This window comes from Nitrospira sp. MA-1 (assembly GCA_032139905.1).
Taxonomy (GTDB): domain Bacteria; phylum Nitrospirota; class Nitrospiria; order Nitrospirales; family UBA8639; genus Nitrospira_E.
The window spans coordinates 750,742-765,771 of record JAQJDB010000007.1; the positions used below are offsets into that span (position 1 = coordinate 750,742).

Sequence of the window (15,030 nt, forward strand, 5' to 3'; positions counted from 1 at the left end):
TATGACACACCACACAGCAGAGGGCGGTGAGACAGAAAAGGCAAACATGGCGACAGAAGCCTCGACACTCCACGATGAAATTGAGTTGTTAAGGCAGAGACTGGCCTCGCTCGAGGCCAGCGTGCCGGGCTATGCTCCCAACCAGCCGCATGGCAAGAAAGGGAAATCCAGAACTACCCGAAACGCCGTTGTTCTTCTGGCAGCAGCTGGCATGCTGGCAGTACTCGCCGGTGCGGGTATGGTCTATAGCGAAGAAGCTCTGCACGCATTATTTGTCAGCACGAATGGTTACGTCGGCATCGGGACGACGCAGCCAAGTCAAAGGTTAACGTTAGGCTCTGGTAACATTCTGTTGCCAAATGCCAATGGTGAGAATGATGGGAATCTTTATTTTGGTGGCACTACAAATGCCGGCCAAAATGGACTCAGGCTATTTGGCGGTCTTGTCAATGGGGCTATTCCTGCAGGATTTGTAGATGTCCGAACCACTGATCCAAAGGATGGCTTAAGAATCCGTGTTGATACTGCAAATGGTGGCACCGAAAGAATGCGGGTTACGGCAGAAGGCAACATCGGCATAGGGACGGATGCACCGAAGGCGAAGCTGGATGTCCAGCAGGATAATCGCATCGGTGCCCATCCGGCTTCTGTCCGGGGGTTGTATGTAACTGGAGATTTCTCGCCCGACAGCGGCGTGGAGTTTCGCCACAGTAATGGAAGCCAAGGGATTGGGTTTGGATACAATACGATCTACGCAACAGGAAACAATGCTAGTCAAGATATAAACTTGAAGCCACGGGGAAACGGCAAGGTGAACATCGCCGGTCAACTCGAAGTCAAAAGCGTAAAAATAGGCAATGCCGTCGTTGGAGAAAAGGAACTACTGGCTTTGAAAAAATTGGCTTCGGGAACTCTCATAGTCGATCTGTTTAATACCAAACAAAAAGAGTACCTGTATGCTGCGGATTATGCGCCCTATGACAAAGATCGACGACGTGTTTTTACCTGGAGGAAGGGAAATCGCATCAATCAGGGCCACTGGCAGTTAAGATTCGCTAGATAGCAATGAAGGGCTGTGCACCGTTGGGACCGGGTCTTGCGATCACACATCGGCTCCGCGTCCACCAAGTTGATCGGTGAGGTACGACGATCAACCAAAACGACAGCGCAGTTACCCACTTGGAGGGCACAATCACACAACAATGACTCAGCGATCTTCAAGCAGATCTAGTTTTCATACATTAAAAGATAGCCGAACTAGAGGCCATGCAGGACAATCCCAAGCCCCCCACCAATTCCGCGTACCGCCGGATTTTTTCAAATGGCCTACTGCTTGGATGGATTCATGAATTGTCGGCATTGACGAGAAAGACACGGTGGAGGGGCGAAGGTTTGAGGGCGAGGGCTCTGCCCTCACAGTAGAAAGTGCTACTTTTGCGATCGGGAAGCTGTGACCATGAAACAAGATCGCCGCACGGGAGTGAGACTGAACCAATAAACTATCCACCGGACAATAAGGAGACACCCATGAACGTACCCATGAACACAAATTTCGAAACCAGGTGAGGTGCCGTGGAGTCGTCCGCGCCCGGTTCAAAAAATTAGACTCCGGGGGCGGGGCTCTTCCCTCGACCGGATTTGAATAGACGCTTCTTGCGGGCAAAATGCGAGCAAGGTCGGTCCGGGCAGCGATGAGTCTCCCGGTGGGTGTGACAATATTCTTATAACCATTGGCAAAGAAATACAGACTGACTATTTCTCTCTCAACTCATAATAAATACCTCATGGAAAGGGTGGAATATCATGGCAGACCAGTACTCAATTGGTTTGGCGGTATCAGGTGGTGGCTACCGGGCAACTCTCTATTCCCTTGGAGCGTTTTGGCGGCTCAATGAATTTGGTCTGTTGCCTAAGCTTAAAACCATAACCAGTGTTTCCGGGGGAAGCATCACGACCGGCTATTTGGCTGTCAACTGGGATAAATTAATATTTGAGGCTTCAGGCATTGCTACGAATTTTGAGGAGGTGGTTGCCAAGCCAATTCAGAAGTTTTGTTCAAAAAGTCTGGATGTGATGGCGGGTCTATCGGGGCTCTTTTCCTTTAGCGATACGATTGGCGATAAAGTCGCAAAAGCCTATGATAAAGAGTTGTTTCACGGCGTCAATATTCAAGCTTTGAGTGATCGCTCGCCTGGTTTTCTCTTCTATGGAACCAACTATCAAACAGGGTCCAGTGTCAGAATCGAAAAGTCTGCTCTATCCGATTACAAAATTGGTTCATACCCTGACCCCGATATTTCTATGGCCAAGGTCGTTGGAATTTCCAGCGCATTTCCACCCGTGATGTCGCCAGTCACTCTTGAAACCGATCCGGCCAAATGGGTTCGTACTGATGGTGCAATTCATTTCGATGATATTCATCTTAGAACGAAGTTGGTACTGACCGATGGTGGCCTTTACGACAATATGGGCTTAGAGGCCATTTGGAAGGGAAGAGGTTCTTACAGCCATGTGTTGGTTTGTGATGCAGGGGCTCCATTTTCAATATCATCGAAGCTAAAAACCAATTGGGCCAGTCAGCTCATTCGAATGACCAATGTGATGACCGATCAGCAACGCGCACTGAGAAAGCGAACGCTGCTGTATAATTTCAAGAGGCTCGATGAACAGGGTAACCATGAAGTCTATGGAGGCACCTATTTCGGGATTACCACCCAGATCGCTAACTACAAGCTGGATGATTCTCTCGTGAGCGACAATGAATTAACTAAAAGCTTGCAGAATGTACGTACTCGGTTAAATGCCTTCAATGATGCGGAACAAGGGCACTTAATCAATTGGGGCTATGCGTTGGCGGACACCGCTATCAGAAAACACGTTAATGAATTGATTGAGGGTAGGGTCTATAAAAAGCCATCATGGCCGATTACTGGGTACCCTTTGTAAAAGACCATTTCAATTGGCCGTTTCTCTTACGCAGTTGTAACGCTACAGGAAGGTAGGTCGTCGCCGGTGTAGATGGAGTGAGTTGTGACTGGGAAAAGAGGGTGGCGGTCTTCCCGTATTCTAGAACGAAGTGCGCCACGCTATCCTTATTCAACAGTGAGCATGACTTTTTTAGTGCGGAAAAACGGCTTGAAAACCTTTGGACCTGTCTGACCCTAAGTGCTGGTATTTCGCTCTATTTTTTGATGAGAAAACATATTGGATAATCAGGGCACATGAGAATCTCAATCACAGACAGGAGAAAAATATATCCACTTGCCTTCTTTGTGATACTTGGTGGAGTATGGTTTATTCTGTCAGGATGTGGAAATGGGAATCATGCTCTGATGCAGCAAACTAATCACGCACGACAGGTTGAACGGGATTCGATGGTGGATACCCAAATCGTCGCGGGAGGTGTCACCGACCCAACGGTAGTTGCCGCCATGCGCCGGGTTCCCCGGCACCGGTTTATGCCGGAGTCACATGCTGACGATGCCTATGGAGATTTTCCACTCTCCATCGGCTATGGGCAGACGATTTCTCAGCCCTTCATTGTTGCCTATATGACGCAAGCCCTGAAGTTGAAACCGGATGAGAAGGTCTTGGAAATTGGCACGGGTTCCGGGTACCAAGCCGCCATCCTGGCTGAATTAGTTTCAAAAGTGTTTACCATAGAAATTGTCGAACCACTTGCCGTAAGAGCGAAAAAAACTCTGGCAGAACTCGGGTACGACAATGTGATTGTGCGGGCTGGTGATGGCTATCAAGGTTGGCCTGACGAAAGCCCGTTTGATGCGATCATCCTGACGGCGGCGCCGAACCATATTCCCGAACCACTCTTAGAGCAGCTGGCGATCGGCGGGCGTCTCATTGTTCCCGTCGGAGACTACCCTCAACGTCTTTTGTTTATTCGTCGCACTGAGGAGGGATACCAGGAAACCGAGTTGTTACCTGTGGTGTTTGTGCCTATGACGGGCGAAGCCTTAACGAATCCTCCCCCAACCAAGCCTTGACGAACCTTTCACCCGTTGCCCACCTTCTTTACGCATAGATGACGAATCCGCCAGCCGGAAGGGTGAGCACGACGGCTTTGCCATTTCTCGACTCAACGGTCGTCTCCTGACCGATCTGTCCCGCATTGGTTGAATAGAGACACGTGAGCGTGTGGCCGGCCTGATGCAGCCCATCATCAACCGTCACCCAGGCGCTCCGGGGGGCAGCGTAGTCGGTATTCATTGCCAGGAGAATTTCCTGGTCATTGAAAATTCTGGACCAGGGGACCACTGAACGAATCTGCCCACCAAGCATACGCGGCAGCCCGAAGTCGATGCCATTTCCGGAAATTTCTCTCAGGTATTGTCGACCTCGTCGTAACGCAAGCTTGTCACGACGAAGGCGTAAGATGATAGCAAGTTGCCGGTACGCGGGACTCTCTTCATTGAAGAAATGCCGTTGATGGCTGTGAAAGGCCCCGAATTCTCCTCCAAACATGCATTCGCGAATGAATTGATCATTCTGCCCGTGCCCGTCAAAATACTGTTCGCTTCCATAGTACATGCAGGGAATGCCCATCGTGAGCGCGTTCAGCGCGAGCACATTGACGAGTCCGTTCGGCCCCTCAGGATCAGCACAAAACCTGGCTTTATTCCCCCCTTTTCGTACTTGATCATGATCGTCAAACAGGGTTACCACCCGGTTGCGAAACCAGACGTGGGATTCTTTCTGAATCAGGATGGAATTCCGGAATAACTGAAAATACTCCTCCGGATTGCGATAGCCCTTCACGAGGTATTCCATTTTGTCCGGGATGTCGTCGACGCCAAGTGCTGCATCCAGACCCGTGGTTTCCAGCGTTTGAAACGCGCGGGTTCTGCCTCCGGTAATTTCTCCAATGAGATAAAAGTTTTCTTTGCCGATGGATTGGGTGAATTCATGGATCACCGACGCAAAATACCGGCTGGCTCCCAGGTCCATATGTTTGACGGTATCCACCCGATATCCATCGACGTCCGCAAAGGCAATCCAGAATTTGTACACCTCGGCCAGAGCCTTAAGAGCATCCGAGGGCTGATACTGATCGACGTCGCCGGAACCGAGTTGAATATTTTTCAGGTCAAGGAAATCCCCTTCAAGAAATTCAGGTGAAAAATCCCAATTGGTGATATGGCCTTTTCGGGTAAAGGCCTGAGGGTCTTGGAATTCCTGTGGCCAGATGGCACCATGCGGCCAGGTGGCAGGATCGCTTGTGATATCGAATTGTTGAAAGGGGAGAGTCGGTTCTCCGAATTGATCATGAAACCCTTGCACGTCATAGAGTTGGCCATCCCAGCGGGGATCATTGAAGGTCCGGCCGTTCTGTTCGGTTCGATAGCGGTTGGGATTGTATCGAAACACATCACCTGTGTGGTTGAGGATAATATCCAGAATGACGTAGATCCCGTGAGCGTGAGCGGTCCGGACAAGTGTTCTCAGATCTTCCCGTTGCCCAAAATGCGGATCGACATCCAAAAAGTTTTGAATGCCATATCCATGGTATGTGTCTTTAAATTTCACCTGTTTGAAAATGGGACTGATCCAAATGGCGGTCACGCCGAGACGTTCAAGGTATCCCAGCTTGCTCGTCAATCCGGATAAATTCCCTCCGCAAAATTTCTGTCCCGCGGCCTTCCAATGAGATGCATCCGCATTGCCCGCATCGGTTGACTGAAAGAGGGGAGTTGAGCCACGCCGGACGATGGTCCCGGCATTGCTTCTGTAGCCCTTTTCCTGTCCGTCCGAAAAACGGTCCAGCATTAAAAAGTATAAGACCTGATCCTCCCATGCGGCCGGAGAAGGAAAAAACTTCCGGTCACTGAGGGAAGGCAGGTTCACCTCTTGAAGATTCTTTTCTGTCATGACGGGCTCCCTTGATTGTGACGGTGCGGACCTCAACGTATGTCTGAAATATGGGTGGCATTCGCATGCGGTCAGTTAGATAGCCGACCTGCCGAATATTGGCCATCTCACCACGCTGGAAAATCTGGACTAAGGGATTGTTTCCCGGCATTGGGTTCATGAGGCACCATCAGGCAATGACCCAAACCGCAAAGCCCTGCCCTTTTTTTGCCAGCTCTTCGCCCACATGGTGATGAAATATTTCCTTAAAGCTGGAGTACGATTCCCTTCCCACCACGATGGTTCCGCAATTCTGTTTGTGAGCTGTCCCGATCAATTCACCAACAATATCCGGGCGGTGGATGGATTGAGAAAACACGACGCTGACCCTGCCGGGTAACACACCAATCCGATTCAGAATCGTTTTGGCATTATCTAAGATCGGTTTCGCGGTATTTTTTGCGTCCTCGATCCATTGAGCCTGTTCCCTTTTTAAGGTCTCATCCAGCTTTTGCTCTGTTGTGGGATCTTCAGCGCCCCCGAATTCCAAAAGTTCGGGAGGAATCGGGGGGAGGATGTGAAAGAGCACGACATGAAAGTCTTCACGGGCCCCAATTATTTCAGCGACGTAGGAGACGCTTCGAATGGAGGAATCTGAACCGTCGACACCGAGAAGAAATGTTTTATCTCTCACCATAAGATCAGTCCCTTCACCTACTGTGGATCATGAAATCGCTGCAATCAGGCTCCCTGGTATATTCATTGATATGCACTGTTTTTAATCGGCTGTACCAATGCCTTTTGGGTCTGGCTCTGTGAGTGAATCGGCCTCATTTTTGCACAGTTTATTTTTACACAGGTTGGTCTCTGAGGTGAAGGGGCGGAACAATATTGGACAAATGGGGAAAATTTCAATTCGGCTTTCCACCTATGTCGCAGAGTTCCACAGATATATCGTCCATACTGAGGAGGAAAAGTGCAAAAGTCTCATCGCGGTTGATCATGGTGAAACCTAGGGGAATGTTCTGAAAACCATTCAAGGCTAAATATCCGGGATTGACGACAAAGGAAATGAGTCAATTTTTTCGTTGACAAGGGTAGAGCCTTTCTGACGGTTGCTCCCAAACGAGGCCCTGGTTACGAATTTGTTCGTTTCTGGTGAATCTGAAGGTGGTATGCATGCCTTGAGGGACCTGTGAACGTAAGAATTATTGGATTGCTCCTTGTTCTTCTGCTCATCTTGTTGCTTAGTCCGTCGGGGAATTCCGCCCTCGTCCCGGAGCAGATTGAAAGTGATCTCGAAGTATTTGTCCGCCAAGGATGCCCGCATTGTGAAAAGTCAAAAACCTATCTCATCCAGCTGAAGCAACGCTATCCCCAACTCATCGTTGCAATTCGCGATATCGGCGAAGATCCCCAGGCGTTACTTCGATTACAAACATTGGCGGCGAAATCCGGTATCCCACAACTGGGTGTGCCGGCTTTTTATGCACGAGGGGAACTGCTCATCGGTTTTGAGTCAGAGGGGACGACTGGAAAGCAACTGGAAGAACTGTTAGGGCGACCACCACCGGAGGCGGGACCTTCCTCTGAGGGCGCCTGTCCGATTGAAGCCAATGCGCCATGTCCCCCGGCATCCGGACAAGGTGATGTAGGGGCGCAGCGTATTCAGATTCCCTTTTTAGGTGATCAGACTCTTCCAGAAATCGGCCTGCCGCTTTTTACAGTCTTTCTGGGTCTTCTTGATGGATTTAATCCGTGTGCCATGTGGGTGTTGTTGTTTTTGTTGGCGTTGTTGGCGAACCTTCGGAACCGGCGTAAGATGTTTCTCCTGGCCGGGACGTTCGTCCTGGTCAGCGGAGTCGTGTATTTTGCATTTATGGCGGCATGGCTGAATGTCTTTTTGGTGCTCGGCTATGTTCGCACCATTCAAGTCATGATGGGTGGGTTGGCAGTCGGAATCGGTCTGGTCAACATGAAGGAATTTTGGGCGTTTGGGCGAGGCCTCTCATTTGCCATTCCCGAGTCAGTGAAACCGGGGCTCTATGTCCGAGTTCGAAAAATTTTAGCAGCCCAGCATCTCAGCCAGGCGATGACCGCCATTCTGGTATTGGCCATCGTAGTGAACATGGTTGAGTTTGTATGTACGGCAGGCCTTCCGGCGATGTTCACCCAAGTGCTGAGTCAACAGGGTCTGACGACTTGGGGGTACTATGGGTATCTCGGGCTCTACATCCTGGCCTATATTGCGGATGATGCGGTGATGGTCACGATTGCCGTGGTCACCCTGAGCCATCATAAATTGCAAGAACGGGAAGGGCGATGGCTTAAGCTGTTTAGCGGGTTGGTGATGCTGGGCTTGGGTAGCCTTCTGCTGTTCTTTCCAAATCTATTATTCTAACGTTCGTTCGACTAAGGTTGAATGGGGCAATACTCTTGTGATTACTCAGTAAGAGTTTTACAGTGAGGTTTTAAGCAATAGGTGAAGATTATTTCCCCCACGAATGGATGCATGACCTTGGAAATCCAAGAAGGTCTTAGAATGTTCTTTCGAATGTTTGTGGAGGGTATGAGTTGGATGAATACGAACGCGATCTCTTGTATGCGAAGCAGGTAGAGCAACTCTATGCGCTTGCGCCGGTTGGGATCATCGCCTCCCTGGTCAATGGATCTATTCTGACTTTTATTCAATGGAATGTGATTGCCCATGGCATATTGCTTACGTGGTTCTCCTGCCTGATCGTGCTCAATGGGGCTTGGAGCCTCCTATGGTATCAATTCAGGCAGGCGTCTCAAAATACTCAGGATTCCCATCGCTGGGGGCGTAGATTTCTTGGCGGGACCTTTGCTTCCGGCCTGCTCTGGGGGACTACGGGTGTCATTCTCTTTCCTGAAAATTCCATTCCGCATCAGGTATTTTTGGCCTTTGTGTTAGGGGGCATGATCGCCGGGGCCACCGCTGTGTATGCAGCTCTGGAAGGAGCGTTCCTGGCCTATACTCTCCCGACCAGTATCCCGCTCCTCGTTCGATTCTTTGTCCTAAATGAGGAGCAGCAAATGGCCATGGGAGCCATGGGCTTGCTTTTCGTGGCGATGATGTTTGTTACCTTGCGGCGCAACCATACGGTGACGATGGCATCGATGACCTTGAGCCTGGAGTTGAGTAAATCGAATCACTCATTGCAAAGCGAAGTTCTTGAGCGTAAACAGGCAGAGGTGGCTCTCCGGGAAAGCCAGGAACAGCTACATTCGGTGGTGCAATCAACTGATGAGGGTATTATTTCGTTGAATAGTCAGGGGAAGGTGATGCTGTGGAATGCCGGAGCGGAAAGCTTGTTCGGCTTTTCGATGAAAGAAATGTACGGTCAAACGTTAGAGCGTATCATTCCCGAACGGTTTCGTTTGGCTCATCACCACGGAATTGCACGGGCTTCACGAGCGGGGGGAAAGACTGTTGAGGGGGAGATGTTTGAGCTGAAGGGGCTTCGAAGGGACGGCAGCGAATTCCCTCTTGAACTGTCTCTGGGATATTGGCACAAGCATGGAGAGGCCTTTTTTACCGGAATTGTCCGGGATATCACGGCACGCAAAGAGGCAGAACAAGCCCTTCATCGCCGAGAGCGGGAACTCGAGCATAGCCAGGAAGAGCTTCGGGCTCTTGGCGCCCAACTCATTTCTGCCCAGGAAGATGAGCGACGCCGTCTTTCCCGTGAACTTCATGATGATATGAATCAACGGTTGGCCGTGGTCGCCCTCGAGATACAATCCATTCAAAACACCCTGCCAGAATCGAATGCCATGCAAAAGACTCTTCAACACCTGAATGATCAAGTGTCCTCACTTTCCGATAGCGTCCGGCATTTAGCCTACCAGTTGCATCCTTCTATTTTGGATGACCTAGGGTTGGTCGTCGCACTCCAGTCCTCTATTAGAGAATTTTCTCAATGGGAGAATATTTCAGTCACGTTTCGACCCCGGGATGTGCCGCATGCTTTACCCCAGGACATCGCGTCGTGTGTGTACCGGTTGACTCAGGAATGTTTACGAAATGTGGCGAAGCATGCGGATGCCACTCGGGTGCTCGTGGAGGTGATGGGGTTGGAGGCCGGCCTTCAGCTCGTTATTACGGACAATGGCAAAGGATTTATCCCTGAGGCTGTTCGCCCGGGCAGTCAGGGATTAGGTCTGATCGGGATGAAGGAACGAATTCGTGTTGTGCAGGGCACCTTTAAGGTGAAAGCCTCCAAAGGCAAAGGTACTATGATCACTGCGTGGATTCCACTTTCTTCAGAAACATAACCCCAATTCCGAACATTCATTTTTAATTGACTGTGCTTTTACTTCTCATTGGCGCCAATGGATGAAGCTCAGGATCCTTTTGAATATTTCATGAATGTGTGAAAAGAGTGTAGGTTTGGGCTTCTCCGGATTTCCATACGTTCCAGTTTACCTCCTGCTTTTCCTGCCGCTTTAGGAATACTTTCGCACAAATTAGACTGTTTGATTATGTATTCGGTTTGACAGATCCGTATGAACGCGTAGTTGAAGGGGTTGGATGCCTGAGTCTCTCCCTTACATGGATAATCGCTCGATCGTTTGTCCTGGACCCTGTGGGGTTTTTGACTCGTCATGTCACGCCGTGGCCGCATGGGTATTCAAGCCTGTGTTTCGCCTATATGAGTGAATTCGCGTGAGCGTTTAGTGCGAAAACGCCCATTTAAGCTCCTATCCTCGCCCTAAACCTCTTCGAAAAATTATAACCCTTGACGACCAATACAAACTCCAGTCACGAGTTTGGGGACATAGGTTGGGTGGGTATATCTCTAGCGGCCCGATGGTATCGATTATGCTAGGAACGCTTGAGGGAGACGAGGGTTGATCCTTTCCTCATTGAAGCGAGTGACGACGAATACGTGTTGCGCGTCTGAACAGATCGATACCAAAAGATTCTGACGCTTGGATTGAACCCATCACTAATTCGAGAGGAGGGAAAATGATGAATCGACCGGAAACACGAAGACCCCCACTGTCTGCGCCAACGGAGGAAGAGGCTGTGACCGATCATACCCAGATCTTAGGTGACTATTCTCGACCCAATTCCGCAAATGCGAGCATGGACAAGGTTGTCAAACGATTTTTGATTAAACGTCAGGAAAAAGTTGGGACTTGATATTTCCGTCACAGGGTAATGCCCTCTCTCTGCCCATCCCTGACGGTTTCGGCAAAGGACGGTAAAAAAACATGGATAACCAGGGACATCCGATTTGCCCTTGCTATCCTTGAGTCCCAAGGCCAAACCGATTGTGTTGATTATGGGGCAGACGGTTTGTGGCAGCGAGTTTTGCGACTACAGTAGGTTCCGCGCCTGAGAGCAACACCCCGAGCTGAGTTTTGAATATGGAAGAAACGATGTTGGCCAGGATCTTGGTTGTTGATGATGAGGCAGACAGCGCCTGCTCCATAGCCGAGGCGATGGAGGGGTGGGGATTCGAGGCGGTGACGACTTCAAATGGGCGGGAAGGTCTCCAGGTGCTTCACACTATGCCTATTGATGGTATTTTTCTTGATTTGGAAATGCCGGTGATGAATGGATTGACCATGCTGGATGAACTGCGATGGGAGGGTAGCGAGGTTCCCGTCATTGTCATGTCGAATGAGGGCGATTATCTGAAACTTCAGAAATTTCTGAGAGAAGGTGTTCAGGATTATCTGGTGAAACCGATCAATCATCTTCTCTTGATGCAGAAAACATTTCGACATTTCCCTTGGCGAGAAAGCGTGGGGAAAAGACAGGCTTTCGTCAAAGATACCATTCATGAGGCTAAACATCCTCTGGCGGAAGGAGCGCTCATGATCCAAGGTTGTTGTGCGTTATCTTCGAGGAAACCTGATTGGAAAGTAGCCTGAGCAGTGAGAGGGGTTGGTCTGTGTCGGATTCTCACACCTTTTCCTTTCTCCCATGGTGCCGATGCATTGTCTCCTTTTCATTGTGTGGAGATGTCCGGACCAAAAATCCCTGACATTATTCCCGCGTCACCGGGAAAGGAAGGCTCGTGGGTAGTACAACAAAGCGAGTGAATGGGGATCGGTATGCACAGGATTAAGCAAGCTTGATTGAGAGTGAAAAGGAAATTTATCACAAACTCGTGAGCAGCAGACCAACAGGAGGAAGACTATGGGAACTCATAAATCAAATAATGAAGAAAAGGCCGGAAAAGTTTTAACATTTCAACTTCCCCTTACCAAGGATGAGGTCTCCACGAAGAACTCCAAAAAAGGGAATTCAAAAGCCGTGTCTCGACTGGCTGAGCGTAGGAAGGGTGTAGAGACCAGGCAGGTTCAATCAGGTTTCCCCCATTTCATTTTGGAAGAAGCATTACAGGGGCGAATCGCGAAGCGGGCCTATGAATTGTTTGAACAACGAGGCCGACAACATGGCTATGATAGAGAGGACTGGTATCAGGCGGAAAACGATATGTTAACCCAAAAAGATGTGGAGTATAAGGAGGAGCCTGGTTGCAAAAATTCATAAATTAGTGTCATGACTTCCCAAGCATTCTCATTCCTGCCAATATGGGATGGAGGTGCCGGCCTGAATGGATCCATTGGCCTCGATAAGGCACCTGTTTTAATCACGAATCTTCCCACTCCTCTGTCCCGTTTCACGTAGTCTTCGAGTCGTTTTTTCTCTTGCCTTCCGATTTGACTGAAGAAATTTGAGATTTTACCTGCTTGCTTTTTTTTTATATGTCTATTATTCTAGACATATGGAAATTAATGACGCATTGCTGGCTTTTGCGGCCCTCTCACAAGATACCCGGCTACGTGTTTTTCGTCTGCTGGTGGAATATGGCCCGGACGGGGCCCCTGCCGGAACATTAGGTGAGGCTCTGTCCATTCCGCATAACACCCTATCCTTTCACCTCTCCCACATGAGCAACGCGGGTCTGGTCCTTTCTCAGCGAAAAGGCCGGTCAATCATCTATAGGGCCAACTTTGAATTTTTTACCGACCTGATTCGCTATATGGTCAAAGACTGCTGCCGCGAGGATATGGCCAGTATCCGGGACAATAAAAAAAAGAAGTGCAGCATTATCGAACTCTCGAATTGTTGCTAACCCACTCACAAGGAGACACACCCATGAAACGTCTTCATATTCATATCGGAGTCGAACAGTTGGAAGAAGCCATCGGGTTTTACAGCAAATTGTTTGGGGCGGAACCGGTCAAACGCAAACCGGACTACGCCAAATGGATGCTCGAAGATCCCCGCGTCAACCTGGCCATCTCCACGCGGACTTCCACGAAGGGCGTGGATCACCTGGGTATTCAGGTTGAGGAGGAGCAGGAGTTGGACGAGATCAGGCAACGACTTACAGGCGGGAAGCTCCCGGTGGCCGAGGAAGGCGAGACTCTTTGCTGCTATGCCAAATCGGATAAATCCTGGGTGCTGGATCCTGCCGGAGTCCCGTGGGAAGCCTACCGCACGATGGAAGACGCGGATATTTTTTCAACCCATTCGACACAATCGGATGCCGCCTGTTGCGAACCGTCGTTCCTGACAAGACCCGAGACTAAAATGCCGGAACAGGAATCCAGCGGCTGTTGTAGCTAATGTCTGTTGAGCCAATAAATGTCCTGGTTCTCTGCACAGGTAATTCCTGCCGCTCCATCATGGCCGAAGCCCTCATTAACCACATGGGCGAAGGACGGTATCGGGCGTGGAGTGCAGGAAGTCATCCCGCCGGATACGTTCATCCGGGTTCCGTCTCGACCTTGAAACGGCATGGGTTCGATCCGGGCCAGCCATACAGTAAATCGTGGGATGATATGATTTTACAGCCTTTTGATCTCGTCATCACTGTCTGTGATCAAGCTGCCGAAGAGGCCTGCCCAATCTTTTCCGGCCAACCCCGAACGCTGCATTGGAGTATTCCTGATCCGGCCAGGGTGAAAGGCACAGAGGAAGAGAGTAACGCGGCTTTTGACCAAACCTTTTTCCTGCTCAAGGCAAGAATCGAAGGTTTAATATCATGACTGCCTGTGTGACACGGCGTTTATCTTTTCTGGACCGTTACCTTACCGCGTGGATCCTTCTGGCCATGGCGGCCGGCGTCACGATTGGCTCGGTCTTCACCGGGGCACCGGCATTCGTGAACAGCCTTTCTCTGGGAACAACCAATGTCCCCATCGCCATTGGCCTTATGCTCATGATGTATCCTCCGCTGGCTCGCGTGAAATATGAAGAGCTGCCCCTCATCTTTCGCGATTGGAAAATTCTCCTCCTGTCACTCGTCCAAAACTGGATCATCGGTCCTTTGCTGATGTTTGGCCTGGCTGTGACCTTTCTCTCTGATTCGCCTGAATACATGACCGGGCTCATCCTCATTGGCCTGGCCCGCTGTATTGCCATGGTGTTGGTCTGGAATCAACTTGCCGAAGGTGATAACCAATATGTGGCAGCCTTGGTGGCGTTCAACAGTCTCTTTCAATTGATCTTCTTCAGTGGATTGGCCTGGTTTTATTTAGAAATCCTTCCGCCATTGTTAGGGCTGGCTGTGGAAGTCGTCGATGTCAGCTTTCAGACGATTGCGGAAAGTGTCTTCATCTACCTGGGCATTCCCTTTGTATGCGGGTTCCTCTCCCGCCGGATCGGGATCAAACAAAAAGGTCGCGAGTGGTATGAACAGGAGTTTCTCCCGAAGATTGCTCCTATTACGCTGATGGCACTTCTGTTCACCATCCTTGCTATGTTTACCCTTAAAGGCGGCATGGTACTCAGTCTGCCCGGAGATGTCATTCGCATTGCCCTGCCACTCATCCTCTACTTCGTCCTCATGTTCCTCGTCAGTTTTAGCATGGGCAAACTTATCGGGGCCGATTATGGCAAAACCACGGCCACTTCATTCACGGCAGCCAGCAATAACTTTGAACTGGCCATCGCCGTGGCCATCGCCGCATTCGGCCTGGGATCGTCCGTCGCGTTTGCCACCGTCATCGGGCCATTAGTCGAAGTGCCGGTACTCTTAGCACTCGTCCATGTCGCCCTTTGGTTGAAAACGAAATGGTTTGCCAGAGACCCGGCATCCATTCCCCTTACCTGACCCGTCAAGTCCATCTCGTCTGCCCGGTCGATCGTTGATTGCCTAATATTTCCAGACGTGCCAA

The 15,030-nt window shown here is 50.1% G+C and carries 14 protein-coding genes; 12 read left to right on the forward strand and 2 right to left on the reverse strand.

Annotation, left to right across the window (positions count from 1 at the left end; all coding sequences use genetic code 11):
- Position 1 precedes the first annotated feature (1 nt).
- From PJI16_16190 to PJI16_16200, 3 genes are all read left to right on the forward strand, one after another.
- Positions 2-1,063, forward strand: coding sequence for a hypothetical protein (locus PJI16_16190; GenBank protein ID MDT3779106.1), 1,062 nt, complete (start codon positions 2-4; stop codon positions 1,061-1,063).
- A 740-nt stretch (positions 1,064-1,803) separates the two neighbouring features.
- The gene (locus PJI16_16195) at positions 1,804-2,946 is read left to right on the forward strand and encodes a patatin-like phospholipase family protein (GenBank protein MDT3779107.1); all 1,143 of its coding nucleotides are present in this window, start codon (positions 1,804-1,806) and stop codon (positions 2,944-2,946) included.
- Between the two features lie 386 nt (positions 2,947-3,332).
- On the forward strand, positions 3,333-4,001 hold the full coding sequence (locus PJI16_16200; protein MDT3779108.1) for a protein-L-isoaspartate(D-aspartate) O-methyltransferase: 669 nt from the start codon (positions 3,333-3,335) through the stop codon (positions 3,999-4,001).
- A 28-nt stretch (positions 4,002-4,029) separates the two neighbouring features.
- Here PJI16_16200 and PJI16_16205 read toward each other — a convergent pair whose 3' ends face one another.
- Positions 4,030-5,883 (reverse strand): alpha-amylase family glycosyl hydrolase, encoded by a 1,854-nt coding sequence (locus PJI16_16205; protein ID MDT3779109.1) that lies wholly within the window; start codon positions 5,881-5,883, stop codon positions 4,030-4,032.
- Between the two features lie 169 nt (positions 5,884-6,052).
- Positions 6,053-6,559 (reverse strand): universal stress protein, encoded by a 507-nt coding sequence (locus tag PJI16_16210; GenBank protein MDT3779110.1) that lies wholly within the window; start codon positions 6,557-6,559, stop codon positions 6,053-6,055.
- Between the two features lie 498 nt (positions 6,560-7,057).
- On the opposite strand from PJI16_16210, the gene PJI16_16215 reads away from it, so the two are divergent.
- The 9 genes from PJI16_16215 to arsB all read left to right on the forward strand — a co-directional run bounded on the left by PJI16_16215 (position 7,058) and on the right by arsB (position 14,966).
- On the forward strand, positions 7,058-8,263 hold the full coding sequence (locus PJI16_16215) for an NrdH-redoxin (protein ID MDT3779111.1): 1,206 nt from the start codon (positions 7,058-7,060) through the stop codon (positions 8,261-8,263).
- A 173-nt stretch (positions 8,264-8,436) separates the two neighbouring features.
- Complete coding sequence (locus PJI16_16220) at positions 8,437-10,161, forward strand: PAS domain S-box protein (protein MDT3779112.1); 1,725 nt, start codon at positions 8,437-8,439, stop codon at positions 10,159-10,161.
- Positions 10,162-10,855: 694 nt separating this feature from the next.
- Positions 10,856-11,032 carry a hypothetical protein gene (locus tag PJI16_16225; GenBank protein ID MDT3779113.1) on the forward strand — a complete coding sequence of 59 codons (177 nt, stop codon included), beginning with the start codon at positions 10,856-10,858 and terminating at the stop codon, positions 11,030-11,032.
- 239 nt (positions 11,033-11,271) lie between these two features.
- On the forward strand, positions 11,272-11,769 hold the full coding sequence (locus PJI16_16230) for a response regulator (GenBank protein ID MDT3779114.1): 498 nt from the start codon (positions 11,272-11,274) through the stop codon (positions 11,767-11,769).
- 268 nt (positions 11,770-12,037) lie between these two features.
- Positions 12,038-12,394, forward strand: coding sequence for a DUF2934 domain-containing protein (locus tag PJI16_16235; protein MDT3779115.1), 357 nt, complete (start codon positions 12,038-12,040; stop codon positions 12,392-12,394).
- A gap of 235 nt (positions 12,395-12,629) precedes the next feature.
- Positions 12,630-12,980 carry a metalloregulator ArsR/SmtB family transcription factor gene (locus PJI16_16240; protein ID MDT3779116.1) on the forward strand — a complete coding sequence of 117 codons (351 nt, stop codon included), beginning with the start codon at positions 12,630-12,632 and terminating at the stop codon, positions 12,978-12,980.
- A gap of 23 nt (positions 12,981-13,003) precedes the next feature.
- Positions 13,004-13,477, forward strand: coding sequence for an ArsI/CadI family heavy metal resistance metalloenzyme (locus tag PJI16_16245; GenBank protein ID MDT3779117.1), 474 nt, complete (start codon positions 13,004-13,006; stop codon positions 13,475-13,477).
- Positions 13,477-13,899: an arsenate reductase ArsC gene (locus PJI16_16250; GenBank protein ID MDT3779118.1), complete on the forward strand. Its 423-nt coding sequence runs from the start codon at positions 13,477-13,479 to the stop codon at positions 13,897-13,899. Before PJI16_16245 ends, PJI16_16250 begins: the two co-directional genes overlap by 1 nt.
- Complete coding sequence (gene arsB, locus PJI16_16255; protein MDT3779119.1) at positions 13,896-14,966, forward strand: ACR3 family arsenite efflux transporter; 1,071 nt, start codon at positions 13,896-13,898, stop codon at positions 14,964-14,966. The genes PJI16_16250 and arsB overlap by 4 nt, the downstream gene beginning before the upstream one ends.
- The last annotated feature ends 64 nt before the right edge of the window (positions 14,967-15,030 follow it).

Coding starts and splice junctions, on each gene's coding strand:
- PJI16_16225 (MDT3779113.1), top strand. CDS start 10,856: ATGATGAATCGACCGGAAACACGAAGACCCCCACTGTCTGCGCCAACG.
- PJI16_16240 (MDT3779116.1), top strand. CDS start 12,630: ATGGAAATTAATGACGCATTGCTGGCTTTTGCGGCCCTCTCACAAGAT.
- PJI16_16205 (MDT3779109.1), bottom strand. CDS start 5,883: ATGACAGAAAAGAATCTTCAAGAGGTGAACCTGCCTTCCCTCAGTGAC.
- PJI16_16200 (MDT3779108.1), top strand. CDS start 3,333: ATGCAGCAAACTAATCACGCACGACAGGTTGAACGGGATTCGATGGTG.
- PJI16_16230 (MDT3779114.1), top strand. CDS start 11,272: ATGTTGGCCAGGATCTTGGTTGTTGATGATGAGGCAGACAGCGCCTGC.
- PJI16_16245 (MDT3779117.1), top strand. CDS start 13,004: ATGAAACGTCTTCATATTCATATCGGAGTCGAACAGTTGGAAGAAGCC.
- PJI16_16250 (MDT3779118.1), top strand. CDS start 13,477: ATGTCTGTTGAGCCAATAAATGTCCTGGTTCTCTGCACAGGTAATTCC.
- arsB (MDT3779119.1), top strand. CDS start 13,896: ATGACTGCCTGTGTGACACGGCGTTTATCTTTTCTGGACCGTTACCTT.
- PJI16_16195 (MDT3779107.1), top strand. CDS start 1,804: ATGGCAGACCAGTACTCAATTGGTTTGGCGGTATCAGGTGGTGGCTAC.
- PJI16_16190 (MDT3779106.1), top strand. CDS start 2: ATGACACACCACACAGCAGAGGGCGGTGAGACAGAAAAGGCAAACATG.
- PJI16_16235 (MDT3779115.1), top strand. CDS start 12,038: ATGGGAACTCATAAATCAAATAATGAAGAAAAGGCCGGAAAAGTTTTA.
- PJI16_16210 (MDT3779110.1), bottom strand. CDS start 6,559: ATGGTGAGAGATAAAACATTTCTTCTCGGTGTCGACGGTTCAGATTCC.